Annotated in this window: 24 protein-coding genes; 13 read left to right on the forward strand and 11 right to left on the reverse strand. The window is 69.4% G+C overall.

Annotation, left to right across the window (positions count from 1 at the left end):
* The first annotated feature begins 153 nt into the window (after positions 1–153).
* A complete protein-coding gene (locus AB8M46_RS21020; protein WP_378425962.1) occupies positions 154–552 on the forward strand; it encodes a hypothetical protein in 399 nt (132 codons plus the stop codon).
* Between the two features lie 2 nt (positions 553–554).
* Positions 555–1,922, forward strand: coding sequence for a GlxA family transcriptional regulator (locus tag AB8M46_RS21025; RefSeq protein ID WP_394361273.1), 1,368 nt, complete (start codon positions 555–557; stop codon positions 1,920–1,922).
* On the opposite strand, the gene AB8M46_RS21030 is transcribed toward AB8M46_RS21025, so the two are convergent.
* Both AB8M46_RS21030 and AB8M46_RS21035 read right to left on the reverse strand, forming a co-directional pair.
* The gene (locus AB8M46_RS21030) at positions 1,856–2,809 is read right to left on the reverse strand and encodes an Acg family FMN-binding oxidoreductase (RefSeq protein ID WP_394361274.1); all 954 of its coding nucleotides are present in this window, start codon (positions 2,807–2,809) and stop codon (positions 1,856–1,858) included. The genes AB8M46_RS21025 and AB8M46_RS21030 overlap by 67 nt on opposite strands.
* Before the next feature lie 96 nt (positions 2,810–2,905).
* Positions 2,906–3,265: an antibiotic biosynthesis monooxygenase gene (locus tag AB8M46_RS21035; protein ID WP_394361275.1), complete on the reverse strand. Its 360-nt coding sequence runs from the start codon at positions 3,263–3,265 to the stop codon at positions 2,906–2,908.
* Positions 3,266–3,315: 50 nt separating this feature from the next.
* On the opposite strand from AB8M46_RS21035, the gene AB8M46_RS21040 reads away from it, so the two are divergent.
* Complete coding sequence (locus AB8M46_RS21040; protein ID WP_378425957.1) at positions 3,316–4,173, forward strand: DUF1206 domain-containing protein; 858 nt, start codon at positions 3,316–3,318, stop codon at positions 4,171–4,173.
* 51 nt (positions 4,174–4,224) lie between these two features.
* Positions 4,225–5,574: a DUF2252 domain-containing protein gene (locus AB8M46_RS21045; protein ID WP_394361276.1), complete on the forward strand. Its 1,350-nt coding sequence runs from the start codon at positions 4,225–4,227 to the stop codon at positions 5,572–5,574.
* A gap of 18 nt (positions 5,575–5,592) precedes the next feature.
* Here the strand turns inward: AB8M46_RS21045 and AB8M46_RS21050 are convergent, their stop codons facing one another.
* The 3 genes from AB8M46_RS21050 to AB8M46_RS21060 all read right to left on the reverse strand — a co-directional run bounded on the left by AB8M46_RS21050 (position 5,593) and on the right by AB8M46_RS21060 (position 10,425).
* The gene (locus tag AB8M46_RS21050; RefSeq protein ID WP_394361277.1) at positions 5,593–8,160 is read right to left on the reverse strand and encodes an FtsX-like permease family protein; all 2,568 of its coding nucleotides are present in this window, start codon (positions 8,158–8,160) and stop codon (positions 5,593–5,595) included.
* 4 nt (positions 8,161–8,164) lie between these two features.
* A complete protein-coding gene (locus AB8M46_RS21055; RefSeq protein ID WP_037338465.1) occupies positions 8,165–8,905 on the reverse strand; it encodes an ABC transporter ATP-binding protein in 741 nt (246 codons plus the stop codon).
* Positions 8,906–9,018: 113 nt separating this feature from the next.
* Positions 9,019–10,425, reverse strand: coding sequence for an amidase (locus tag AB8M46_RS21060; RefSeq protein WP_394361278.1), 1,407 nt, complete (start codon positions 10,423–10,425; stop codon positions 9,019–9,021).
* Positions 10,426–10,659: 234 nt separating this feature from the next.
* On the opposite strand from AB8M46_RS21060, the gene AB8M46_RS21065 reads away from it, so the two are divergent.
* On the forward strand, positions 10,660–11,982 hold the full coding sequence (locus AB8M46_RS21065) for an MFS transporter (RefSeq protein WP_394361279.1): 1,323 nt from the start codon (positions 10,660–10,662) through the stop codon (positions 11,980–11,982).
* On the forward strand, positions 11,979–12,527 hold the full coding sequence (locus tag AB8M46_RS21070) for a nuclear transport factor 2 family protein (protein WP_394361280.1): 549 nt from the start codon (positions 11,979–11,981) through the stop codon (positions 12,525–12,527). Before AB8M46_RS21065 ends, AB8M46_RS21070 begins: the two co-directional genes overlap by 4 nt.
* 300 nt (positions 12,528–12,827) lie before the next feature.
* Here the strand turns inward: AB8M46_RS21070 and AB8M46_RS21075 are convergent, their stop codons facing one another.
* From AB8M46_RS21075 to AB8M46_RS21095, 5 genes are all read right to left on the reverse strand, one after another.
* Positions 12,828–13,469, reverse strand: coding sequence for a response regulator transcription factor (locus AB8M46_RS21075; RefSeq protein ID WP_378415086.1), 642 nt, complete (start codon positions 13,467–13,469; stop codon positions 12,828–12,830).
* Between the two features lie 13 nt (positions 13,470–13,482).
* Complete coding sequence (locus AB8M46_RS21080) at positions 13,483–14,703, reverse strand: amidase (protein WP_394361281.1); 1,221 nt, start codon at positions 14,701–14,703, stop codon at positions 13,483–13,485.
* The gene (locus AB8M46_RS21085; RefSeq protein WP_037338477.1) at positions 14,700–14,960 is read right to left on the reverse strand and encodes a hypothetical protein; all 261 of its coding nucleotides are present in this window, start codon (positions 14,958–14,960) and stop codon (positions 14,700–14,702) included. The genes AB8M46_RS21080 and AB8M46_RS21085 overlap by 4 nt, the downstream gene beginning before the upstream one ends.
* Complete coding sequence (locus tag AB8M46_RS21090; RefSeq protein ID WP_037338480.1) at positions 14,957–15,457, reverse strand: flavin reductase; 501 nt, start codon at positions 15,455–15,457, stop codon at positions 14,957–14,959. The genes AB8M46_RS21085 and AB8M46_RS21090 overlap by 4 nt, the downstream gene beginning before the upstream one ends.
* A gap of 70 nt (positions 15,458–15,527) precedes the next feature.
* Positions 15,528–17,015: an ATP-binding protein gene (locus tag AB8M46_RS21095; RefSeq protein WP_394361282.1), complete on the reverse strand. Its 1,488-nt coding sequence runs from the start codon at positions 17,013–17,015 to the stop codon at positions 15,528–15,530.
* A 159-nt stretch (positions 17,016–17,174) separates the two neighbouring features.
* Here AB8M46_RS21095 and AB8M46_RS21100 point away from each other — a divergent pair, with 159 nt between their 5' ends.
* From AB8M46_RS21100 to AB8M46_RS21130, 7 genes are all read left to right on the forward strand, one after another.
* On the forward strand, positions 17,175–18,314 hold the full coding sequence (locus AB8M46_RS21100; protein ID WP_394361283.1) for an acyl-CoA dehydrogenase family protein: 1,140 nt from the start codon (positions 17,175–17,177) through the stop codon (positions 18,312–18,314).
* A gap of 38 nt (positions 18,315–18,352) precedes the next feature.
* On the forward strand, positions 18,353–18,724 hold the full coding sequence (locus tag AB8M46_RS21105) for a hypothetical protein (protein ID WP_037338488.1): 372 nt from the start codon (positions 18,353–18,355) through the stop codon (positions 18,722–18,724).
* A gap of 5 nt (positions 18,725–18,729) precedes the next feature.
* On the forward strand, positions 18,730–20,025 hold the full coding sequence (locus AB8M46_RS21110) for a Rieske 2Fe-2S domain-containing protein (RefSeq protein ID WP_394361284.1): 1,296 nt from the start codon (positions 18,730–18,732) through the stop codon (positions 20,023–20,025).
* Positions 20,018–20,512, forward strand: coding sequence for an aromatic-ring-hydroxylating dioxygenase subunit beta (locus tag AB8M46_RS21115; protein ID WP_125733788.1), 495 nt, complete (start codon positions 20,018–20,020; stop codon positions 20,510–20,512). Before AB8M46_RS21110 ends, AB8M46_RS21115 begins: the two co-directional genes overlap by 8 nt.
* On the forward strand, positions 20,509–21,258 hold the full coding sequence (locus AB8M46_RS21120; RefSeq protein WP_394361285.1) for an SDR family NAD(P)-dependent oxidoreductase: 750 nt from the start codon (positions 20,509–20,511) through the stop codon (positions 21,256–21,258). The genes AB8M46_RS21115 and AB8M46_RS21120 overlap by 4 nt, the downstream gene beginning before the upstream one ends.
* Positions 21,259–21,273: 15 nt before the next feature.
* On the forward strand, positions 21,274–22,227 hold the full coding sequence (locus tag AB8M46_RS21125) for a PDR/VanB family oxidoreductase (protein ID WP_394361286.1): 954 nt from the start codon (positions 21,274–21,276) through the stop codon (positions 22,225–22,227).
* A 101-nt stretch (positions 22,228–22,328) separates the two neighbouring features.
* Positions 22,329–23,552 carry a cytochrome P450 gene (locus tag AB8M46_RS21130; protein WP_394361287.1) on the forward strand — a complete coding sequence of 408 codons (1,224 nt, stop codon included), beginning with the start codon at positions 22,329–22,331 and terminating at the stop codon, positions 23,550–23,552.
* On the opposite strand, the gene AB8M46_RS21135 is transcribed toward AB8M46_RS21130, so the two are convergent.
* Complete coding sequence (locus AB8M46_RS21135) at positions 23,541–24,494, reverse strand: Lrp/AsnC family transcriptional regulator (RefSeq protein ID WP_394361288.1); 954 nt, start codon at positions 24,492–24,494, stop codon at positions 23,541–23,543. The two genes, AB8M46_RS21130 and AB8M46_RS21135, sit on opposite strands and share 12 nt — an antisense overlap.
* Positions 24,495–24,803: the final 309 nt, after the last annotated feature.

Here is a 24,803-nt window from a genome sequence, read left to right on the forward strand (position 1 = left end):
GCGTTTCGGGTTAGAACCCGAAACGCCACTCACGACCACCTGGACCGATTCGAAGACCCGGTCACATGACCTCGCGCATGACTTCCGGCACCTGCCCTCGTGCCCCGCCGCGACCGAACATTGCTCCCGTCGCAACGACCGAGGGAGCCGGAAATGAACCACACGACCGAACAGAAGACCCGCAAGCAGGCCGTCCTGCACTTCACCCGCCACGCCGTGGAGATGCTGATCTCGATGGTGGCCGGGATGATCGTCCTCGAACCGGTCTGGTCGTTCCTGTGGCCGGGCCTCGCCGGGAACGTGACCGCGAACGCGCTGGTGATGGCGACGAACATGTCGCTCGGCATGGCGCTGTGGATGCGGATCCGGCGCCACGGCTGGGCGTCCATCGCGGAGATGTCGGCCGCGATGTACGTCCCCTACCTGCTGTTCATGCCGTTCTTCTGGACCGGCCTGATCTCGGGATCGACCCTGATGACGGCCGGGCACGTGCTGATGGTGCCCGCGATGCTCGCCGCCATGTTCCGCCGCCGTGCCGAGTACGGAGCCTGACCATGCGCTCCTTCGTCCGTGTCACGCTGACCGTGCTGGCGTTCACCGTCGCCGCGCTCGCACTGCCGGTCACGCTCGGCGCCGTCACGCTCAACGCCAGCTTCGAGAACCGCTACACGCAGAGAACTGACGGGGTCGCGCCGCCACCGACACCCAAGGCGCACGATCCCGCCAAGCCGACCGCGGTGGTCGTCGTCGGGAACGAAGGCGCCGTCGTCTCCGACGCGCTCGCACCGTACGAGGTCCTGGCGGCGTCCGGCGCGTTCAACGTCTACACCGTCGCGCCGCAGGCCCGGCCGGTCACCTTGACCGGCGGTCTCGATCTGAGCCCGGACCTGGGTTTCGCCGATCTCGATCGGTTGCTCTCGTCGAAAGCGCCGGACGTCGTGGTGGTCCCCGCGTTACCGGATCTCGGCGAGCCGACCACGCGGCCGGTGACCGAGTGGCTGAAGCGGCAGTCGTCGCGGGGCTCGCTGCTCATGAGCGTCTGCAACGGTTCGGGCGTCCTCGCTTCGGCCGGGCTCCTCGACGGGCGGAAGGCCACCGCGCACTGGATCCGCATCGGCGGGTTCGACGACGAATTCCCCGCCGTGGACTGGATCCGCGGCACGCGCTACGTCGACGACGGGAACATCGTCACCACGGCAGGCATCCTTTCCGGGATCGACGGGGCGCTCCACATCGCTGAGCGGTTCGCCGGCACCGAAGTCGCGCGGAAGGCGGCCGAAGCCGTCGGCTGGACCCACTACTCCCCCGGTTCGAGCGCGCCGATGACGCAGAACAGCTTCGAAGCGGCGGACACCGTCGTCGGGTTCAACACCGCGTTCCGCTGGGACAAGCCGATGCTGGGGATCCTGCTGACTCCCGGGATCCGGGAACTCGAACTCGCCGCGGTGTTCGACACCTACGGCCAGTCGCTGGCGGTCGAGACCACGGCCGTCGGTCTCGACGGCGGGCCGATCCGGTCCCGGCACGGATTGACCTTCGTCCCACGCGGCACGCCGGCGGCTGAAGACCGGCTCGTCGTGCCCGGCGCGGAGGCCGCCGCGAGTCACGCCGCCGACCGGTACTCCGCGCTTTCACCGGTGTACCTGCACGCCGGGCCCGGGTTCCCGTTCGACGCCGTACTCGAAGACCTGGTGCGCACCACCGACACCGCGACCACGCGGTGGACGGCCAGGACCTTGGAGTACGAGACAGGTCATCTCGCGCTGGAGGGTGAAGCGTGGCCTTGGACGATCACGCTGCGCCCGTTCGGGCTGGCCGTCCTCGGGCTGCTCGTGGCCTTCGGGATCCGAGCGCTCTACCGCATGATCCGGAGGACGTCGCCGACCGGGCGGCGAGGTGTGGTGGACCCCGGGAAGCCGTAGCCCAGACGGAAAACGGCCTGCGGATGCGCGTTTTCGCCGAGCAGCGACCAGAGGACGGCGCGTGCGGACGGGATCTCCATCGGCTGCGAGTAGAACGACGCGCTGAGGCCGAGCGAAGTCGCCGTCAGCAACGCCCGCTGCATCGCCCGCCCGGCCCGGATCTGGGCAAGCGGCCCGTCGGTCGGTGTCGTCAGCACCGCGACGACCGGATCGCGCTCGAACTCCCGGGACTGCTCGCTCTCCCCGTGATGCCGGACGGGCAGCAAGCCGCCCGAGGGACGCGGTCCGCCCGCGTAGGCCGGGACGCCGTCGTTGCCCCCGCTTTCCCTGGTCCACACCCGGAGTTCCGCCTGGAAGCGGTCGTCGAGAGTCTGCAGGTGATCCGCCCGCCGGATGAGTCCCGCGACGGCCTCCAGCAGACCCACTTCGTCGAGCAGGACCAGTTTCGCGCCCTCTTCCCCGGCGGCACGCCGCACCGCGTGCCGGGCTCCGGCGGGCACCGGGGTCGAGGCGAACGGCCGCCGGTTGCTGTACCGCACGCGGATCGACGCCGCCAGCCGCTGCTCCGCCGCGCTCGCCCGGTGCCGGGGCCCGATCCCCACCCTGGCCAGCAGTTCCGGCCGGTCCTTCTCCGGCAGGAGCTCCACGTCGCAGGACCGCCCCGCGACGGCGATCGCGAGTTCGAGGTTCAGCAACGCCGCGCCGCAGGACAACCGCGCCTCACGGCGATCCGGGTCGCAGACCTCGAGCACGCGATCCTCGTCGAGGACGACGCCGATGACGTCCGGTCCGACCTCGAAGAGCCACGGCTGGCTGTTGTGCGGTGACGGTGCCCGGACGGCGGCCTCCAGCGCGGCGGTGACGACCGGTGCTTCGGTGAGGATCATCGCGGCTCCCTAGCCCGTGGAGGTCACCTCAGCCTTTCGCGCGGGCGCCGGGACCGTAAGTGGCCGTGGTCCTTTCCGGTTCGGGACCTTCGGCCCTCAGTCACCCACCCGCGGGCCGGGGCCGGTCTCCCGGACGACGCGGTAACGGGGGTTCGCGCTCACCCGCGACTCGACCTCGCCGGGCAGCCCGTCGAGCGCCGCGTGGATGGCCGCGAGCCGGCCCTCGGTGTCGGACGTCTCCTCGAAATGCCGGTAGTCCGCCTCGCTCGCCCAGCTGACCAGGTTGACGACCCGCGTCCCGTCCACGCTCGCGTGGAACCGGGCCGACACGTAGCCCGGGTAGAACCGCACCCAGCGGTCCTGGATCCCGGCGAAGGCCTCCACCAACGCCGCCTGGGTCTCCGGTCCGTCGACCGCGTACTCGATGATCGAGTAGAAACCCTTGTCCTCACTCATGTTCACTCCTCGAAAGCCGGTGATGAACCCAGCCTTCACCCTCGACCTCGGTGGAGATCAAGAGTGACCTGCCCGACATTTCGGGCACATTGCTCCGGCCGGGCCTGGCGGGCGGACGTCGGCTCGGCGAGGATCGCCCGATGCGCGACAGCAAGACGTTCGGCCTCATCGCCCGGGGCGGGCTGGTCTGCTACGCGGTCGTGCACCTGCTCGTGGCCTGGCTCGCGGCGCAGGTCGCGCTCGGCGACCACGCGAGGGCGGACAAGGCGGGCGCCCTGCAGATGGTCGTCGCCGAAGGGGGCGCGTGGCTGCTGTGGCTGATCGCGGCCGGTCTCGCCGTGCTGGCGATGTGGCAGCTCGGCGAGGCGATCACCGGGCACCGGCACGTGAAGACGCGGCGGAGGACCGTGCGAAGGATCGTCAGCGGGATCGAGGTCGTGCTGTACGGCCTCGTCTCCTACAGCGCGGTGAAGATCGCCCTCGCGGGCGCCGACGACGGCCAAGGTTCCCTCGTGGCCGGGATCCTCGCGGAGTCCTACGGACCTGCCCTGGTCACTGTCGCCGGAGTCGCCGTCGTGGCGGTGGCGGTGTTCCTCGCCCAGCGCGGCTTCCGGAAGACCTTCGTGCGGGAACTCGACTTCGGCGGGGCCACCGGGACGGCCAGGACCGTGACGATCCGGCTCGGGCAGATCGGCTGGATCGCGCTCTCCGCCGCGTACGGCACCATCGGCGTGCTGACGGTCGTCGCCGCGGTCACCTTCGACCCGGCCAAGGCGAGCGGCCTCGACGCCGCGTTGAAGACCCTGTCCGCTCAGCCGTACGGCGGTCCGATGCTCCTCGCGCTCTCGGCGGGCATCGCCGCGTTCGGCGCTTTCGCGCTCCTGGACGCGCGTTTCCGCAAGATCTGATCTGCCCGGCGAAGCGACCTGTGGCACCGTGAACGATGTCGGGAGGTCGTGATGGCAGGTGTGGTCGAGTCGATCCGCGAGCAGGGCGAGGACGCTCGTCAGGCGCGGATCGTCGAGGTGCTGGTGGAGGCCTTCGAGAACCTCATGCGCGCGGACGCCGACGCGTTCCGCCGCAAGTTCCGCAAGATGGCCGCCGCGCCGTTCGCCTTCTACCGGGGCTCGGCGTGCCTGTTCTACGCGGACATGGCGGACGAGGACGATCCGTGGTCGAACGCCGAGACCGGCCGCGTGTGGATCCAGGGCGATCTGCACGCCGAGAACTTCGGCAGCTACATGGATTCGTCCGGGACGCTGGTATTCGACGTCAACGACTTCGACGAGGCCTATCTCGGCTGCTTCACCTGGGACCTCAAACGGCTGGCCGCCAGTGTCGCGCTACTGGCGTGGAGCAAGGCGATCTCCGACGACGACATCGAGACGCTGATCGGCACCTATCTGCGCGCCTACGTCAAACAGGTGCGCGAGTACGCCGAGCGCCCCGGCGACGAACTCGTCCGGCTCCAGCTGGACAGCACCGAGGGTGTCCTGCACAACGTCCTGCTCAGGGCCCGGCTTAAAACCCGGATCGACCTGCTCGACGAGCTGACCACCGTGGAGGACTACGACCGCAGGTTCCGGCACGGTCCGGGCGTCCGCGTCCTCGACGAGGCCGAACGCGAAATCGCGATCCAGGCCTTCGAGTCCTATTTGGACACCATTCCGGAGAACAAGCGGTTCGGCAGCATCACCTACCGGGTCAAGGACATCGTCGGCCGGACCGGATTCGGGATCGGTTCCGCCGGGTTGCCCGCGTACAACATCCTCGTCGAGGGACGGACCCAGGCGCTCGAGAACGACGTCGTCCTGTCGATGAAACAGGGGAATGTCGCGGCGCCGAGCCGCATCGTCGCCGAGGAGCGCATCCGCGGCTACTTCACCAACGAGGGGCATCGCACCGCCGTCTCCCAGCGCGCGTTGCAGGCGCACGCGGACCCGTGGCTCGGGTACACGGAGATCGACGGGACCGGGTTCGTCGTCTCGGAGCTGTCGCCCTACGTCGACGACTTGGACTGGTCCGAGCTGACCGAGCCGTCGGAGATGGGGCCGGTCCTCGACTATCTCGGCCGCGCCACCGCGAAGATGCACTGCGTGTCCGATTCGGACTCCGAGCAGACGCTGGTCGATTTCCAGAGCGAAGAGGCCATCGCCGCGGTCATCGGCGATCGCGAGGACGAGTTCGTCCGCACGCTGACCGAGTTCGGGATGGCCTACGCCGAGCAGTCGCGGGACGACCACCGGTTGTTCGTGGACGCCTTCCGCGGCGGGAAGATCCCCGCCGTCCGGCCCGCCGCTGAGAGCTGACCGGACGACGGGAACGCGCTATTCGCGGAGACCGATCGCTTCGATCGGCTTCGACCGCAGCGCCACGCGGGTGGCGAGGCCGAGCGAGACCAGCCCGAGCAGGATCGCCCCGGCGATGACCCCGCCGAAGACGGTGACCGTGCCCGACGGCAGCGGTGTCCCGCGCAGGCCGAGGTTCAGCAGCATCAGGGGGATCCCCGCCACCACGGTGCCCAGCAGGGCCGCGACCCCGACCGTCGCCAGTGCTTCGAAGCGCATCATCCGCACCACCTGGCGTTTCGTCGTGCCGATCAGGCGCAGCAACGCGAACTCCCGTGAGCGCTGTGCCGTGCTCATCACCAGTGTGTTCGCCACCGAGATCACGACGTAGCCGAGGATGACCCCGACGGCGACCAGGTTCACGTAGAACTGGGCGTCCTGCTGCCCGTTCGCGGGTGCGGCCACCGCCGATGCCGGTGTCACGGCCAGCCCCGGATAGCGGACCGCGAGTTCGTTCAGCGCGGCGGTCACGGCGGCGGAATCCGCGTCGGGTTGCTGCCGCACCAGCACCGAATCGTCCATCCGGTCGCCGGTGTGCGCCCTCGCGAGCTCGGCGGGCAGCACGTACCGGCCGAAAGCCTGCTCACGGGTGTACGTGGCGACCAGCCGCAGCTTCGCCGGAGCGCCGTCACCGAAGAAGAACTCGACCTCGTCGCCGATCTTCTTCTCGTACCAGTCGGCTTCCGATTCGCTCATCGCCACGGTGTTCCCGGTCAGGTCGGTGATCTTGCCCGACACGACACCCGGATCGAGGTTCCCGCGGACCTGCGCGCCGTCCAGTCCCTGTGCCGCGTACCGCTCGACGCGCAGTTTGTCCTGCTCCTGCACCGTGTTCAGCACCTCGGTGCGCACGACCGGCGTCGCGGCGGAGACACCGGGGACACGCCGTGCCGCCTCGGCGACCTCCGGGGACAGCCCGCCGGTGCCACTGGCGAGCACGTAGTCCGCCGTCGTCGACTCGACGGTCTCCTCCTGGCGTGCCGCGGCCGCCGAGGTCTGGCTGTAGAACATCGTCAGCGCGAACGAGACCGCCAGCATCACCGGTGTCACCGCGGCCGCCAGCCGCCGCGCGTTGGCCTGGCTGTTCGCGGCGGCCAGGTAGCCGCTGATCCGCGAAGTCCGGTTCAGCACCGGGGCGATCAGCCGCGTCATGAGGGCGACCACCTTCGGGCCGAGCACGCCCAGCCCGATCACGATCACCAGCGCCGAACTGCCCGAAGCCGCCAATCCCGCCTCACCACGCACGAAGATGGGGACCATCGCCCCGGCGAGACCGACCGCCATCAGCGCGCAGCCGACGATCAGGCGCACCCGGCCGAGTTCGCGCCGCTCCACCGCGGCCTCGCCGAGTGCCTCCACCGGCCGGATCGACGACGGACGCCGCGAAGCCGACCAGGCGGCCAGCCGCGCCGTGCCTAGACCCAGCACCAGTGCGGCGACGAGCGGGATCGGGCTGATCGCCAGTTCGAAGTCCGGCGGGATCACCCCGATGGCACCGAAGGCGTTGCGCAGGCCGAAGCCCACCGCCACCCCGAGACCGCTGCCCAGCACCCCGGCGACCGAGGCGACGATCATCGTCTCGGCGCCGATGAGCTTGCGGATCTGCTGCGGTGTCGCCGCGATCGCCCGCAGCAGGGCGAACTCCCGGCGGCGCTGGTTGATGACGAGCGCCAGGGTGCTGGCCACGACGAACACCGCGATGAGGAGCGCGAACCCGCCGAACGAGCCCGCGAGCGCCATCAGCAGCATCCGGGTCTGGCTGACGTCGAGGAACTCGACCGTGCTGCGCTCGACCCCGGTCGTCACCGTCACCTTGTCGCCGACCGCGGCGCTGATCTTTTCGGCGAGGTCGCCCGGCGTGACACCGGGCTCCGCCAGCACGCCGATCGCGTGCGCCTGTCCGGGGATCCCGGCGAGTTCGGTGGCCTTCTCCGGTGAGAAGAACAGCGCGGACTGCCGGGTGAGACCGTCACCCGTCTTCGGGGCGGCGATCCCGGAGACCCGGAACTCGACCGGTGCCGAGCGGACGGCGATCTTCACCCGCTGCCCCACGGTCACACCGCTCCGTGACGCGAGGTCCGCGTCCAGGACCACGTCGTCGGCACCGGCGGGCGCCTGGCCGTCGCGCAAGGAGAACGGCGCCAGTACGGCGGCGTCCCAGTTGTGACCGAGCGACTGGCCGCCTTCCGGCCCGGTCAACGGCCGGCCGTCGGCGGTCACCACGGTGGCCGGGAAGCTCTGCTCCGCCACCACACCACGCACGCCGGGCACCGCGGTGATCGCGCCCGTGAGCGTCACCGGCACCGTCGCCTGCTCGGCGACCTGCTGGCCGTCGAGCGCACCGGTCCCGGGCGGGGCGACCGTCTGCCCGCCGCCCACGACGACCGCCGTGTCGGCGTACCGCTGGGTGGGGACACCGGCGCGCAGTCCGGATTCCATCAGGACGCCGCAACCGGCGACCAGCGCCGTCCCGCACAGGATCGCGACGAACGCGCCGACGAAACCGCTCAAGCGGGTCTTCGTCGTCTGCCAGGCCAAATCCCACATGACGTCACCACTCCCCGAGGTGGGTCATACGCTCGGCGACCCGCTCCGGCGTCGGCGCCGGGAGGTGACCGGCCAGCCTGCCGTCGGCGAGGAACAGGACGCTGTGCGCGGCCGACGCCGCGACCGGGTCGTGGGTGACCATCAGCACGGTCTGCCCCATACCGTCCACAATGGAGCGAAGAAGGTCGAGGACCTGTTTCGCGGTGCGGGTGTCCAGCGCCCCGGTCGGCTCGTCGGCGAGGACGACCTCCGGCCGGGTGACCAGCGCGCGGGCGATCGCGACCCGCTGCTGCTGGCCACCGGACAGTTCGGACGGACGGTGTTCGAGCCGCTTCGCGATCCCCACGCCTTCGACGATCTCGCGCAGCCACTGCGGGTCCGGCTTCTTCCCGGCCAGCCGCAGCGGCAGCGTGATGTTCTGCAGCACGTTCAGCGACGGCAACAGGTTGTAGGCCTGGAAGATGAACCCGATACGCGTCCGCCGCAGCTCGGTGAGCGCCTTCTCCCGCATCCTGCTCAATTCCGTGTCCCCCAGCAGCACCCGGCCCGAGCTGGGCTTGTCCAGCCCGGCCGCGCAGTGCAGGAAGGTGCTCTTGCCCGAGCCCGACGGTCCCATCACCGCGGTGAACGTGCCCCGGCGCACATCGACGGTCACCCCGTTCAAAGCCGTGACCGCGCCATCACCGGATCCGTAGACCTTGCTCACGGATTCCAGCGTCAAGGCGCATGCGCCCCCTGAATTCATCATTTCCCCTTAGCGGTGGTGATCTCTCTCGCCAAAACCTACGGGCGGCGAGGGCCGTGATCGATCCCGCGTGAGGGAAGACTCGTGGTAGCGCTGGCACCACCATGCGACGGTCAGGCCGGTCTGCGAGCGGTGTGACCGGTCGCCTGCTCCAGCGCGTGGGCGATCCCCAGCGCGCGCAAATCCGCATGATGCGGGGTGACCACCTGGACCCCGATCGGCAGCCCGTCGGCGGTGAACCCCGCCGGGACGGCCGTGGCCGGGCATTCCGTGGCCGTGATCAGGTAGGCCGCGCGCATCCAGTGCAGATAGTTCTCGACCTCGGTCCCGCCGACGGTCTTCGGGTATTCCAGCTCCGCGTCGAACGGAAGTGCTTGGCTGGCGGGAAGAACGACGGCGTCCACGTCGGCGAAGTAGGCGCGCACGCGGTGGAACAGTTCGGTGCGCAGCCGGTTGGCGGTCGCGACGTCCGCTCCGGTGAGCGCGCGTCCTTTCGCGACGTTCCAGCGGACGGTCTCCTTGACCTTGTCCGGCTCGCTGTCGACGAGGTCGCCGACGGATTGCGCGTAGTTCAGCGCGCGGAAGGTCTGGAACACCTCCTCGGCCCCGGTCAGATCCGGACAGCCGGAGACGACCTCGGCGCCGAGCCGGCGCAGCACGTCCACCTGCCCTTCCACGACCGTCGCGATGTCGGCGTCCACGGGCACAAGGCCGCCCAGATCGGGCGAAACCGCGATCCGCAAGCCGTCCAACCGGGTCGGCAATCCGGCGGTGAACACGCTGCCGGGTTCGGCCAGCGACAGCGGGGCGCGTTCGTCGGGGCCCGCCTGGACGGACAGCAGCAGCGCAGTGTCGGCGACCGTGCGTCCCATCGGGCCTTGCACGCCGAGGGTGAACCAGGCGTCCTTGGCTGGCCAGGTCGGGACCCGCCCCGGACTCGGCCGGTGGCCGACGACATTGCAGAAGGAGGCGGGATTCCGCAGCGAGCCGCCCATGTCGCTGCCGTCGGCCAGCGACGTCATCCCGGCCGCGAGCGCGGCGGCCGCGCCTCCGCTCGAACCGCCCGCTGAACGGTCCGGCGCGTAGGGGTTGCGGGTCAGGCCGAACACCGGGTTGAAGGTGTGCGAACCAGCGCCGAACTCGGGAACGTTCGTCTTGCCGAAGACGATCGCCCCGGCCGCGCGCATCCGGGCGACGACGAGTTCGTCGGCGTCGGGGACGTTGTCCGCGAACGCCGGCGAACCGAGGGTGGTGCGCATCCCCGCCGTCGCGTGGAGGTCCTTGATCGCGAGTGGAAGCCCGTGCAGCGGCCCGAGCGACCGACCGGCGGCCCGTGCCTCGTCGGCCGCCGTCGCAGCGGCCCACGCCCGCTCCTCGTCGATACTGACGACGGCGTTCAGCACCGGGTTCACCGCCGCCACGCGATCGAGGGTGGCGTCGAGCAGTTCCCTCGCCGACAACTCTCCGGAGGCCAGCAGTCCGGCCTGAACGGTGGCGGGCAGATCGTTGATCGCGCTCACGACGCACACCATCGCACCCGATGGCCCTTTCGGACAAGAAGCGGTGGCGACCTGCTCGTTATCGCCACATCCGTGGCCGATTCTGGCTCCAGGTGGGCCACGGTAGGGAAATCCTTCAGCCCGCCAACAGTTTCCTCCAATAGGCGCGGCACCCCGGCCTTCCTACCTTGGGACGAACGTTGCCGGGGAGGGGCGCAACGTCGACCGCCCGTCACCGTTCAAGGAAGAGCGCGCATGACAGCATCCACCGCTCCATCCAGGACCACTTCGACCCAGACCCGCCGGCTCGCGATCGGCGCGGGTGCCGGGACCTCGCTGGAGTTCTTCGACTTCTCCATCTACACCGTCGCCTCCGCGCTGGTCTTCCCGAAGGTGTTCTTCTCCGGCGACACCGATCCCTGGTTCGCCTCGTTCATGAGCCTGGCGACCTACACGATCGGCTACGTCGTCGCGCCGCTCGGCGCGATCGTGATGGGCTGGGTGGGCGACCGCTACGGCCGCCGTCGCGCCATGCTCATCACCTTCTACCTCATGGGCGCGGCCACCGTCCTGATGGGACTGTTGCCCGGCTACGCCACCATCGGGGTCGCGGCGCCGTTCCTGCTCGTCCTGTTGCGCCTGGTGCACGGTTTCTCCCGGGGTGGTGAACTGGGCGGAGCGTCGGTGCTCGCCGTGGAGCACGCGCCGCCGTCACGACGGGCGGCGTTCGGCGCCTTCGTCGCCTTGGGTTCGCCGCTCGGCGCGCTGCTGGCGAACCTCGCCTTCGTGCTGATCTTCTACTTGCCGCAAGGGGTCATCACAAGCTGGGGCTGGCGGATCCCGTTCATCGCGGGCGCGGTCGTCCTCGCCATCGGTGTCTGGGCACGGCGCGCGCTCGAGGAATCGCCGGTCTTCCACGAGCTCGCGGCCAGCAAACTGGACGAGAAAATCGTCAAGATCCCGATCTGGAACGTCATCCGCGACAACTGGGGCAGGCTGTTGCTCGCCGCCGGCGCGAACACCGGGCTCAACGGCGTCATGTTCGTCCTGGCCGGATTCATGCTCTCCTACGCCGCCGGTCCCGCACCGAAGGGCCTCGGCCTGGACATCCAGGACGTGCTGTGGTGCACGTTGCCCGGCCTCGCGATCCACGCGGTGACGGTCGTGCTCGGCGCCCGGCTCTCGGACCGACTGGGCCGCAAACCCGTAATGCTCGCGGCGTCCGTCGCTGTCCTGGCGTACATGTTCGCGCTTTTCCCGATCGCGCGGGTCGGCACGCTGACCGCCTGGGCGCTCGCCATCGCCGTCGGTTTCGCGCTCACCGGGTTCCTGTTCGGCCCGCTGATCACCTACCTGACGGAACTGTTCACGCCCGAACAACGGCAATCCGGCGCCGGGCTGGCGTACCAGATCGGTGCGGTACTCGGCGGCGGTCTCGCGCCGTCGATGGCGAACCGGCTCATCGAATGGACGGGCACGTCGACGTCGGTCGGCTACTACCTGGCGGGCGGGATGGCGCTGACCGTCGTCTGCCTGCTGGCCCTTCCCGAAACCGCACCCGTGAGGACCCACCGATGAACGACGAACTCACCGGACTCCGGTGCCGCGTCGAGGTGCTGGAGGCCGAGGCCGAGATCCGCCGCGTCCAGGCCCGCTACATGTTCCTCTGCGACACGCCGTGTCCGGAGTACGGCGTCACCGACGACGACCGGCGCATCGACCTGATCCTCGAGCTCTACGCCGAGGACGCCGTCTGGGAAGGCGTCGGCGAGCACTACGACGGGCAGTTCGGCCGCGCGGTGGGCAAGGACGCGATCCGGGCGCATTTCCGGCGGTTCTGGGGCGAGAAGCGGGACCCGGCGCTGGTCCTCAACGCCCATTACCTGACCTCGGAACAGATCCACGTCGACGGCGATCAGGCCGACGGGCAATGGATCCACGTCCAGCCGTGGCTGTACGCCGACGGGACGGGGCTGCTGCGATCGAGCAGGCTCAACAACGCGTTCCGGCGCGAGGACGGACGTTGGCTGATCACCCGTACGCGCACCGAGAACGTCTTCATCGCGCCGCTGCCCGCGGGGTTCGCTTCGGACTTCCCGGCGACTTCGGTACTGATGGCTTGACCGCGTGTCGTGAGTGGCGATTCGTGTTCTAACCCGAATCGCCACTCACGACCACCTGGACCGATCGGCCGCACTCACGTGATCGAAGCCGAAACTCGCGTGATCGAAGCCGGAACTCGCGTGATCAGCGGCGGAACACCCCGAGCGCGGCCTCCAATCACGCGAGTCACGTCCCTGATCACGCGAGTCACGCCTCCGCTCACGCCGCGCTTGGGTGCCCAGTCCGTGAAGGCCTCCTTGAGGGACCCAGAGTCCCTCAAGGAGGCCTTCACGGACTTGCGCCGGAATTCCCGCTCGCACCTAGACGGTGACCTGGTGCTGAAGGACATCCCGCACCAGAGTGCCGAGGCTGTCCGACTCGGTCTTGGCCTTGATCCGGGCCCGGTGCACGTCGACGGTCTTCACGCTCGTGCCCAGCCGCCGCGCGATCAGCTGGCTGGGCAGGCCGTCGATCACCAGCCGGAGCACCTCCCGTTCGCGCGGGGTCAGCGTCGCGATCCGCTCGGCGACGGCTTTGCGGCACGCGGCCTCCGCGAACCGTTCCGCCGCGACCACCAGCTGCGCCTGGACGACCTCCAGCATCCGCTGCGGCTCGTACGGTTTCTCGAGGAAGTCGACGGCACCCAGGCGCAGCGCCCGCACCGACATCGGGATGTCGCCGTGCGCAGAACAGAAGATCACCGGGGCCGGGAATTCACGGGCGACCAGCTTCTCCTGCAGTTGCAGGCCGCTGAGCCCCGGCATCCGGACGTCGATGATCAGCACGCTCGGCTCGCCGGGGTCGAACTCCTCCAGGAACGTCGGCCCGTCCGGGTAGACGAGCGCCTGGATCCCGACGCTCTCCAGCAGGAACACCAGGGATTGGCGGATGGCCTCGTCGTCGTCGACGATGTAGACCACCGGCGACGTCTCGCCGCCGGACGCGGAATCGGTGGTGACCATGAAGAGCTCCCTATCATGAATCCCCGGCGAGCACCCGCTCCGCCCAGCACGCGTGCCCGAGCAGCTCGTTCTCCCCACCGTGACGGCCGACGAGTTGCAGACCGAGCGGCAGACCCGCCGCGTCGGTGAATCCGGGAATGGTGACCACGGGCAGGCCGAGCGCCTGCCAGCCTCGGCTCAGCACCGGGTTCCCGGTCGCGTCCAGTCCGTGTGGCGCCGCGCCGGGCGCGGCCGGGCCGAGCACGACGTCGAAAGCGTCGGCCAGACGGACGGCACCGTCGGCGATGGTGGCGCGGGCGGTTTCGTATTCGTCGGCCGACGTCGCTGCCCCGGCCTGGAGCAACCGCGCCAAGGGAGCGCTCAAGCGCTCGGCCACCGCGAGTTCGGCGGCCCTTTCCCGCGCTGCTTCGTAGGCCATCACGACGGGATGCGCGGCCGTGAGCTCGACCATCAGCTGTTCGTCGCGGAACGGCTCGACGGTCGCCCCGGCGTCCTGCAGACGCTTCGCCGCTTGGGTCAGCGCATGCCGCATCGGTGCTTCGACGACGTCGAGCGCGTCGGCGGACCACACCAGGATCCGCGGCGGACGCGATTCCCGTGCGGGATCGCCGGTCAGCGCGGACCACGCGAGCGCGAGGTCGGCCGCCGTGGCCGCGAAGACGCCGTGGCTGTCCAAGCTGGGGCTCAATCCCGTCACCCCGGTGACCGGATACCGGCCGTGGCTCATCACCAGCGACGCGACCCCGCAGTACGACGCCGGCCTGGTGACCGACCCGGCGGTCTGCGAACCGAGCGCCAACGGCACCTGCCCGGACGCGACCGCGGCGGCCGACCCGCTCGACGAACCTCCCGGGGTATGGCCGAGAGCCGCGGGATTCCGGGTCGGGCCGGGCGCGAAGAACGCGAACTCGGTAGTGACCGTCTTTCCGAGCGGAGCCATCCCGGCCGCGCGCCACGCCGTCACGATCGCCGCGTCCAAGGTCGCCGGAGCGGCCTCCGCGCGCAGTGTCGAACCGCAACGGGTGGGCAAACCCGCCAGATCGATGATGTCCTTGACCCCGAGTGGCACACCCGCGCCCGGCGGGAAGTCCGTCCGGTCGACCCAGGCGCGCAGCTCCGCGTCCGTCTCGGCGATCCGGGCGAGGGCGCGTTTCGCGGCCGCCTCCGGAGTGGTGCGCCCCTGCCGCAGGTCCTGGACGAGTTCCCGCAGCGACCACGGGCGCCTGAGGTTCACTCGTCCTCCCAAGCGGCATCCGCTTCCCAGTAGTCGACGCCGCCGGCGCTGACCGCGTGCCGCCACTCGGACGTCCGCTTCAGCCTGGGTTCGACCCGCGCCGTCACCTCGTCGGCGGCGTCGGGACCGTCGGCCGGGGCCTGCCAATGGACCCAGTTCAGCTCACGGCCCTCGGCGTCGTGCACGAACAGATCCACATGGCGCCAGCCGTACCCGTGGTTGTCGTTGTAACACATCAACGTCGTGCGCTCGCTCATGGCGCGATCCGGTGGAACTCGCGGCGGAAGTAGGCGAGGCCCCCGGCGTCCTCGTCGACGAAGACGTCCTCGACCTCGACGAAAAGCACCGTGTGCGTGCCCTGGGTGAACTCGGCGCCGACTCCTCCGATGAGAACGGCGGCCGCGTCGCGGACGACGGGGATGCGGAACCTGTCGTGATCCCAGACCTCGAACCGGAACCGGTCGAGCATCGGCACGTCCGTCGCCCCGGCGAACTGCAGGGCGAGATCCTCGTGCTGGGGGGCCAGGACGTTGATGGCCATCCTGCCGTTGGTCCGGAAGATGTCGTGCGTGTAGCTCGACTGGTTGACGCAGACCAGCAGCGTCGGCGGCGAGTCGGTGACCGAGCAGACCGCGCTCACCGTGATGCCGGCGCGGCCGCTGACGCCGTCGGTGGTGACGATGTTGACAGCCGTCGAAAGGTTCGCCATCGCCGCGCGAAACCGTCGCTGGGTGGTGGTCAGCTCATCGGGCATACCTCGACGCTAGAGCCGGGGCCGAAACCGGCGATATCCCGACTTCCACCGCGCCGCCTGAGGATTTCCCTTACGTGTCCAGCGGCAGCGCGAACCCGAACCGCGAGCCCCCGCCTTCCCGCCGCTCGGCCCAGATGCTCCCGTGCTGCCGGGTGATGATGCGGTGGCTCAGCGCCAGCCCGATCCCGCTGCCACCGGGTTTGCTGGTGAAGGACTCGGCGAACGGATCCCTGGCGACACCACGGCCGTGATCGTCGACGGTGAGGACGCCGACGCCTTCCTTGGCCTCGGTGCCCACTGTGATCCGTCGCTGCACGGGTTCGCATTCGGTGGTCTCGTCGATCGCGTTGAGGCAGAGGTTCATCACCACCTGCCCGGTGAGGACGCGTTCACACCGCACCAGCACCGGCGCCGGATCGAGCCGGACCTCGACGGCGACGGAGTTCGGCGCGGCGCTCAGCTCGATGAAGTACAGGCACTCCCGGACGATCTCGTTCAGGTCGACCACCTGCTCGACCTGTTCCAGATGCCCGACGAAGGACCGCAGCGAACCGACGATGTCCTTGGCCCGGTCGATCTGGCGGGCGACGCTGTCCAGGCCGTAGCCCATCTGCTCGCGGACGTCACCGCCGTCCGCGATCGTGGCGGCCCGCGCGCGAATCCCCGCGATGAAGTTCGCGGCGGCGGCCAGCGGCTGCCCGAGTTCGTGCGCGATCGCCATCGCCATGTCCCCCATGGCGTTGTAGCGCGCCAAGTAGTTCTCGTGCCGCAGTTCCAGCTCTCGCCGTGCTTCGCCGCGGACGCGCTCGGAGACGTCGTGCAGGATCATCAGATACGCGTCGACCTCGGACTCGGAAAGCCGCTCCAGGCTCCCTTCCAGCCAGATCGAGCTCTCCCCCGGCAACTCCAGCTGCACCGGCCCGACCGGGTCGGCACCGGCGACCACCTCGGCCCAGCGCACCGGCCTGCCGCCCAGGTACAGCCGTGCGTACGCGGTCAGCGGCTCGCCTGCCAGGCGGTCGTCGTCGCCGGTCAGGCCGAGGAACGTCAGCGCGCTGTCCGTCGCGAACCGCACCGCGCCGGCGGCGTCAAGCATGAACGCCACGGTCGAGGTGTGCCGTGCCAGCGCGTCGACGTACGACGTCGTCAGCTTCAGCTCTCGTTCGATCTCCTCCGCGCGCTGGATGTCGCGGAACTGGACCATCACCGCGGGCCCGCGCTCCAGTTCGACCCGGATGGCGACCGCGTCGGTGGGGATGACCCGGCCGGATTTGCTCCGGTAGTGCCACACGATCCGGCTCGAACCGTGTTCCACCGCCGCCTGAAGCCACGCCCGCCCGATCACCCGGTCGTACTGCTGGGCGGAGCTGCTCATGTGGTTGGCCTTGAGCGGGCGCAGCTCGGAAAGACTGAATTCGAGCATTTCGCACGCGGCGGGATTGGCCCACAGGATGTTCTTGGTCGCCGCGTCGTGGACCAGCACGCACACCTTCGAGGCGTTCATCATCGCCACGAAGTCGCCGGTGGCCAGCTCGGGCGCGATCGGGTCGACCTCCACGGCCTCAGCATAGGAGTTCGCCGCCGGGCCCTCCGGTAAGGATTTCCCCTACCCCTCTGCGTGGGAATCCCCGGCCACCGGCAGGCAATGACCAATGGCCACACGCGGCGATGATCCCTAGCGTCGGAGACATCTTCCCTACGACGCGAGGAGCGCCCGATGGCCCAGATCCAGGAGAGCCCGGCCGTGACACTCGACGATGTCCTGGCCGAACTCCTCGAGCGCCGTCAGGAGTTCCGGGACCAGAGGTACGTCTCCCGCGACTTCGTCGACCGGCTCAAGGCGATAGGCGTCTACCGGTCCGCGACGCCCGGACGGTTCGGCGGCAGGCCCCTGCCCCCGGCGGAATTCCTGCGGATGGTGGAGCGGATCTCCGTCGTCGACGGATCCACCGGATGGGTGGCCAGTTTCGGCTCTGCGCTGGTGTACCTCGCGGCGCTGCCCGTCGAGACGCAGGCCGAGCTCTACGCCGACGGTCCCGACGTGTGCTTCGCCGGTGGTCTCTTCCCCGTCCAACGAGCCGAGCCGACCGCCTCCGGTTTCCTGGTCGACGGGCGCTGGAAGTTCGCGAGCGGCTGCATGGGTGCGGACATCCTCGGCGTCGGGATCCCAGGCGACGACACGACCGCCGGCAAGCCGCGCACCGCCCTGCTACGACCCGAGCAGGTCGAGATCGTCCAGGAGTGGGACGTCGTCGGGATGAAGGGCACCGGTTCCTTCGACCTGGTCGTCGACAAGGTCGAGGTGCCACGCGAATGGACGTTCATCCGTGGCGGTGAGCCCACCATCGACGAGCCGTTGTACCGCTACCCCACGCTCGCGTACGCCTCACAGGTGCTGGCGGTCGTCGGAGCGGGTGTCGCCCGCGCGGCGCTCGACTTCGCGACCGAGGTCGGCAGCGGCCGTTCGGGTGTCACGGGCGCGCCGAAACTCGCCGACCGCGCCTACTACCGGACGGGACTGGCCGAAGCCGAGGCGACGATGCGTTCGGCACGGGCGTACTTCTACGAGGTCACCGACGAGGCGTGGCAGACCGTGCTGGACGGCGATCCCGTGGCGCCGCACCAGAACGCCCATCTCCGGCTGGCCTCGACCCATCTCGCGAAGACCGCCGCCGACACCGTCAACCGGGTCATCGGCCTGTCCGGGACGGGCGCCATCGCCGACGACCACCCGCTGCAATGGCTGCTCGGCGACGCCCTCGTCCCGCAGCAGCACGCCTTCCTGGGTCCGGCCATGTACGACGCCGCGGGTGCGGTGCTGATGGGCCATCCGCCCACCGTTCCCGGCTTCCAGTGACCCACCACCGACCGCTGACGAGGAGTTGGACCACCACCATGAGCGATACCCCGCTGCGCGTGCTGTTCTGCATCGGTATCAACCAGAACTTCTTCGACCTGCCCGATGGCGGCGTCGCCGCCGGTGACGTCTGGACCGCCTTCGTCGCGCTGATGGACGGCATCAAGGGCCTGCCCGGCGTGGACTTCATCGGCGACATCGACGACGACTCGCATATGGTCGGCCCGTCCGACGGGTGGCCGTGGACCTGTTACCTGCTCTGCGACGTCGACACGCAGGAGACCGTCAAGAAGGCGTGCGATTTCCTGCGCACCACACCCGTCGGCGACAGCCCGTGGAAGCTGTGGAAGTACGCCAAGATCGAAGCGCGCATCGGCCGCGCCCTCACTCCGCGCGAATACCGGGGCTGATCGCGATGACCGACTTCACCGCCGCCACCGTGTACGACCTGCCTCCCGCGGACCTCGTCCTCGGCGACCGGGTCGCCGGCCGGATGTACACCGACCCCGCGATCTTCGACCAGGAGATGACGAAGATCTTCGAGCGGTCCTGGATCTGGGTCGCCCACGAATCGGAACTGCCCAAGGCGGGCAGTTTCAAGTCGACCCATGTCGGACGGCATCCGGTCATCGTCACCAAGGACCGCAAGGGCGAGATCCGCACGCTGGTGAACCGCTGCCGCCACCGGGGCGCGTCACTCTGCGAGAAGAAGACCGGCCACGCCAACGGCTTCACCTGTCCCTATCACGCCTGGTCCTACGGGCTGGACGGCAAACTGCGCGGCATCCCGTACCCCGACGGGTACGAGGGCGTCATGGACAAGGCCGATCTCGGCCTGAAGACCCTGCGCACCGAGTCCTACGGCGGGATGATCTTCGCGACCCTGAACGCCGACGCCGAGCCGCTGGCCGGCTTCCTCGGCGACGTCAAGCTGTGGATCGATCGCTTCATGGCGCAGGGCGGCGGTTATCCGGTGAAGGTGCTCGGCACCCACCGGTTCACCTATCGGGGCAACTGGAAGATCCAGCTGGAGAACACCACCGACGGGTACCACTTCCCCATCGTGCACCGGTCCTGGATGGCCTCGGTCGATGCGGAAACCGCCGAGATGATGTCGTTCATGACCGATCCGACGGCGGTCACCCACGATCTGGGGAACGGCAACTCGGTGATGCAGATGGTCCCCGAGCACTCGGATCTGGACGCGGACGACGGCAGCGAGCCGCTCCAGCCGCGGTTCGACGGCCTGGTCGCCCAACTCGAAGCCGCTGGGGCGGACGAGACCGAGATCCGCAGGCTCGTCCGTGCCGTGCACGGGACGGGCTTCAACCTCAACCTGTTCCCGAACGTGTCGATGTCGATCTCGTTCTTCCGGGTGCTGCGGCCGATCAGTGTCGACGAGACCGTCATCGAGCACGTCGCCCTCGGCAGTGACGGCCCGGCCGAGATCGTCGGGCCGGTCAACCGCGAGCGGCTGCGCGCCCACGAACATTTCCAGGGTCCGTTCGGATTCGGCACCCCGGACGACTCCGAGGGCTGGGACCGGGTGCAGCGCGGCGCCCAGGGCGCGCCCGAGCTGCCGATCATGGTCAACCGCGGTCTGGGGCGCGAGAAGCCCTCCGCCGAAGGCTGGCCGACCAGCCATGTCACCGACGAGACCGGGATGCGGGCGGCGTACGCCCAATGGAAGCGGATGATGAGCGATGACTGAGACCCTCACCGATCCGCGGGTGGTCCGCGCGATCGAGCTGGCCTGGCGCGAAGCCGCGCTGCTGGACGGCAAGGACTACGAGACCTGGCAAGGGCTTTACGCCGAAGACGCGATGTACGTCATCCCGATCGAACGCGACGCCGAGGATTTCGACGACGTCCTCAACATGGTCAACGACGACGCCCGGATGCGCGGGTTGCGCGTACGGCGGATGACCGAGGGCTACGCGATCGCCGCGGTGGACTCGGCGATCACCGTGCGGACCGTGTCGCGTTTCATCCCCACGGACGTCGACGACCGATCGGTCACGCTCAAAGCAGCGCAGATCATCGTGGCGTACAAACGCGGCCGTCACGACCTCTGGGCCGCGGACGTCGACTACGTCGTCCGCCTCGGCGCCAGTGCCGACGAAGACCGCTTCGCCCGCAAGGTCGTCCGGCTCGTCAACGCCGACGAAGCCGTGCCCGCCGCGGGATTCCTGCTGTGAGCGGCACCGCGCCGGTCGCCGTGATCACCGGCGGGGCGACCGGGCTCGGCGAGCAGATCGTCCGGCGCCTGCATGGCGGCGGCCACCGGGTGGCGATCGCCGACCTCGACGAGGCGGCCGCGAAACGGCTCGCGACCGAATTGGACCGGACCGGGGCGCACGCCCAGAGTTACCACGTCGACGTCGCCAACCGCCCGGACATCGATCGATTGCTCGCGTCGGTGCTCGGCGATTTCGGCGGCGTCCAGGTGCTGGTCAACAACGCCGCCCGCACCCAGGCACGGCCGTTGCTGGAGATCACGCCGCAGGAGCTCGACGAGGTGATGGCGGTGAACTTCAACGGCACCTTCCACGCCTGCCAGCTGTTCGGCGCGCATATGGCCGAAGCCGGGTACGGCCGGATCGTGAACCTGGCCTCGCTGGCCGGGCAGAATGGCGGCACCTCGACCGGCGGGCACTACGCGTCCTCCAAGGGCGCGGTCCTGACCGCGACCAAGGTGTTCGCCCGCGAGCTCGCCGCACGGGGAGTCACCGTGAACGCGGTCTCCCCCGGACCGCAGGACAGCCCCATGGTCCACCGGATCGTCGGTGAGGAGAACCTCGCGAAGCTGACGGCGGGCATCCCGGTCGGACGGCTGGGCAGCATGACGTTCATCGCCGAGATGGTGGCGCTGCTCGCCTCCCCCGAAGCCGCCTCCGTCACCGGCGCCTGCTGGGACGCGAACGGCGGCCTGTTCATGCGCTGACCAGGAGGCATCCAGATGACGAACGTCCTCTTCCGCGTCGTCGAAATCATCGAAGAGACACCGGAAATCCGTACCCTGCGGCTGGTCCGGCAGGACGACGAGCCGCTGCGCGTCCGTTACCGGGCCGGGGCGCACGTCGACGTGGTCGGCCCGACTGGGGTGCTGCGGCAGTATTCGCTGTGTGGGGCCCCCGACGACCCGCGTTCGATCCTGATCGCGGTCAAACGGGAACCGGCCTCGCGCGGTGGATCCGTGGCGATGCACCAGGTCTCGGTCGGCGACCACCTCAAGATCAGCGAGCCGCGCAATCTGCTGACCGTCGCCGAAGACGCGGACCGGCACGTCCTCGTCGCCGGCGGCATCGGCATCACGCCGCTGCTTTCGATGGCCTACGAGCTCTACACCTGGGGCAGCGAATTCGAGCTGCACTACTTCGCGCGCTCGCGGGAAACCGCGGCTTTCGTGGAACTTCTCGAAGAACGGGTCGAATTCGCCGACCGCGTCCGGCTTCATTTCGGCGTCCCCCGCGCCGGACATCCCGCCGTACTGCGGACGATCGCCGAGGGCATCACCCCGTCGGCCCACGTCTACACCTGTGGACCCGACGGTTTCATGCGACAGGTCGGCGACGTGCTCGGCCCGGTCGTCGGCGCGGACCACGTGCACGTCGAACATTTCGAAGCCGCCGAGGTGGACACCTCCGGCGACCGTCCCCTCACCGTCGAACTCGACACCGGCGAGGAATTCGAGGTACCGGCCGGGAAATCGATCCTGGCGGTGCTCGAGGACAACGGCATCGAGGTCTTCAAGTCCTGCGAGGAAGGGATTTGCGGCTCGTGCGTGTCCGGCGTGCTCGAAGGCACCCCGGACCATCGGGACAACTGCCTGACCGCCGCCGACCGCGAGGGCCAGATGGCACTCTGCGTTTCGCGCGCGCTCACCGACCGGCTCGTCATCGAGTTGTACTGAGCGACCACCGTTTGGGCGACCACCGTTTGGCGAATAGCCCGGCGACGGCCACCGCTGGCACGCTGGACCCGGTCCGCTCCGCCGAGAAAGGGTGATCCCCGGTGACGCGTCCCCTGGTTCTGGACCCGAACGGCCAAGACATCCATGCCGAGAACGAACGACTTCGCGAACAAGGCCCGATCACCCAGGTCGAGTTGCCGGGCGGTGTCGTGGCGTGGTCGGTGACCGGCTACGAACTCCTGCGTGACCTGCTCAGCGACCCGCGGGTGTCCAAGGACGCCCGGCAGCACTGGCCGGCGCTGGCCGAGGTCAGCGCGGACTGGCCGTTGCTGGTGTGGGTCAACGTGCGGAACATGTTCACCGCTTACGGCGCCGACCACAAACGGCTCCGCTCGCTCGTGACGCAGGCCTTCACGGCACGCAGGATCGCCACGCTGGAGCCCTGGATCACCCGGATCGTCACCGATCTGCTGGACGGGCTCGCGGCCCTGCCCGCCGACGAACCCGTGGACCTGCGGGAGAACTTCGCTTATCCGGTGCCCATCGAAGTGATCTGCCACCTCTTCGGCGTACCGGACTCGGCCCGCGGCAGACTGCGGCACTCGGTCGACGTCTTCTTCCGGACTTCGGCGAGCCAGGAGGCGATGCTGGCCGCGTACCAGGACATCCATTCGATCTTCACCGAGCTCGTCGCCGCCAAGCGGGAGAACCCCGGCGAGGATCTCACCACCGCGCTCATCGCGGCACAGGACGACGGCGCCCGGCTGGATGAAGCCGAACTGATCGACACCCTGATCCTGTTCATCTCGGCCGGTCACGAAACCACCGTGAATCTCCTCGACCAGGCCATCACCGCGCTGCTGACCCATCCCGATCAGCTCGCACTGCTGCGCGCAGGGCAGGTCTCTTGGACCGACGCGATCGAAGAAACCTTGCGGTGGCAGGCTCCCGTGGCGAACCTGCCGTTGCGCTACGCCGTCGAGGACATCGCCGTCGCCGGTGTGGTCATCCGGCAGGGCGACGCGATTCTGGCGGGCTACGCCGCCGCCGGCCGTGACCCGGCGCTGCACGGGCACGACGCCGACGCGTTCGACGTGACGCGGAAGGACAAAGCGCATATCGCGTTCGGGTACGGCGCGCATTTCTGCATCGGCGCGCCGCTGGCCCGGCTGGAGGCGGCGATCGCCCTTCCGGCCCTGTTCGAGCGTTTCCCGGACATGACTCTCGCGACGCCACCGGAGGCCTTACGGCATCTCGACTCGTTCATCTCCAACGGCCATCGATCGCTACCGGTCCGGCTCAAGAGCCCGGCTTCAGCCTTGTAGCTCGGGTGTCAGCACGCTGCTCCGCTTCAGTCCCTTCGTCACCAGCCCGGTGTGCACCGAAACCGCGAGCCGCGCCCAGTCCGATTCGGCGATGAACCGGTGCAGGGTCTCGAAATCGGGCAACGTCACGTCGGCCATCAGCTGGTGCTCCCCCATGGTCGCCGCGGCGTACCGGACGTACGGCGAGGCGAGCAGCTCCCGGCCGAGTCCGTCCACATCGGACGGACGGCTGCGGATCCACAGCAAGGCTTCGATCGGCAGACCGAGCACCGCCGGTTCGACGACGGCGCGGATGAACATCTCCCCGCTCCGGCGCAGCGACTCCACCCGGCGGCGCACCGTCGACTCCGACACCCCGGCCAGCCGGGCGAGTTCCTCGTGCGTCCGCCTGCCGTCCTCGCGCAACGCCCGGACGAGCGCGCGCTCGTCCGGGGTGAAGACGTCGCCGTCCGGATGCCGGGGTTGCGGCGTCAGCTGGGGAATTTCGCTGAGTTCGGCCACTTCCGCCGCGGTCAGGATCCCCGGCTGCCATTCGTGCACGGTCCGGTAGTACTTCGTGATGGGATCCGCGGTGATCTCGTGCAGTCCCGGGGTCGTGGCGATGTCCTCCGATAGGTAGGCCGCGAGCCGCTCGCGCGAGCAGCACACCTCGGCGGCGACCTCGGCCTGACCGGTGAGCAGGTAGCAGAAGCTCGCCTCGGCGCGGCGGGCCAGCGCGGTCGCGGCCGTCCTGGCGAGCCCGGCGGTGCATTTGGCGCGCACCAGCATCGGCACGCCGTAGGGCGTCACCGCCGTCACCGTGACGATCCCGGTTTCCAGCAACCGAACCCCGCGCCGGGCCACGGTGCGCTCGGGGGCGCCGAGCGCTTCGGCGATACGCCGCCACGACGCCCGGCCGTCCACCTGCAGGGCGCCGATGATACGGAGATCGAGTGGATCCATCCCCCCATGATGTGGCCGATTCCGCCAGATGTCGAGCGAGTCTTGTCGGACTCGGTCAGGTCGGTGTTGTGAACGCCGCACACGCGTGATCGAAGCCGGAACTCGCGTGATCAGAGGCGGAACACCGAGTGCGGCGTCCAATCACACGAGTCACGTCTCTGATCACGTGAGTCACGCGCCTGATCACGCCGCGCCCTGTGCGCCCAGTCCGGACCAGTAGGTACAGAGGACGGCACGCGTGCTCAGGCGGACGACACGCGTGACTGGACGGACGACACACGCGTGGCCGTGGCCTGGCGCCGAGCCGTC

The organism is Amycolatopsis sp. SB7-3, assembly GCF_041021335.1.
Classification (GTDB): domain Bacteria; phylum Actinomycetota; class Actinomycetes; order Mycobacteriales; family Pseudonocardiaceae; genus Amycolatopsis; species Amycolatopsis japonica.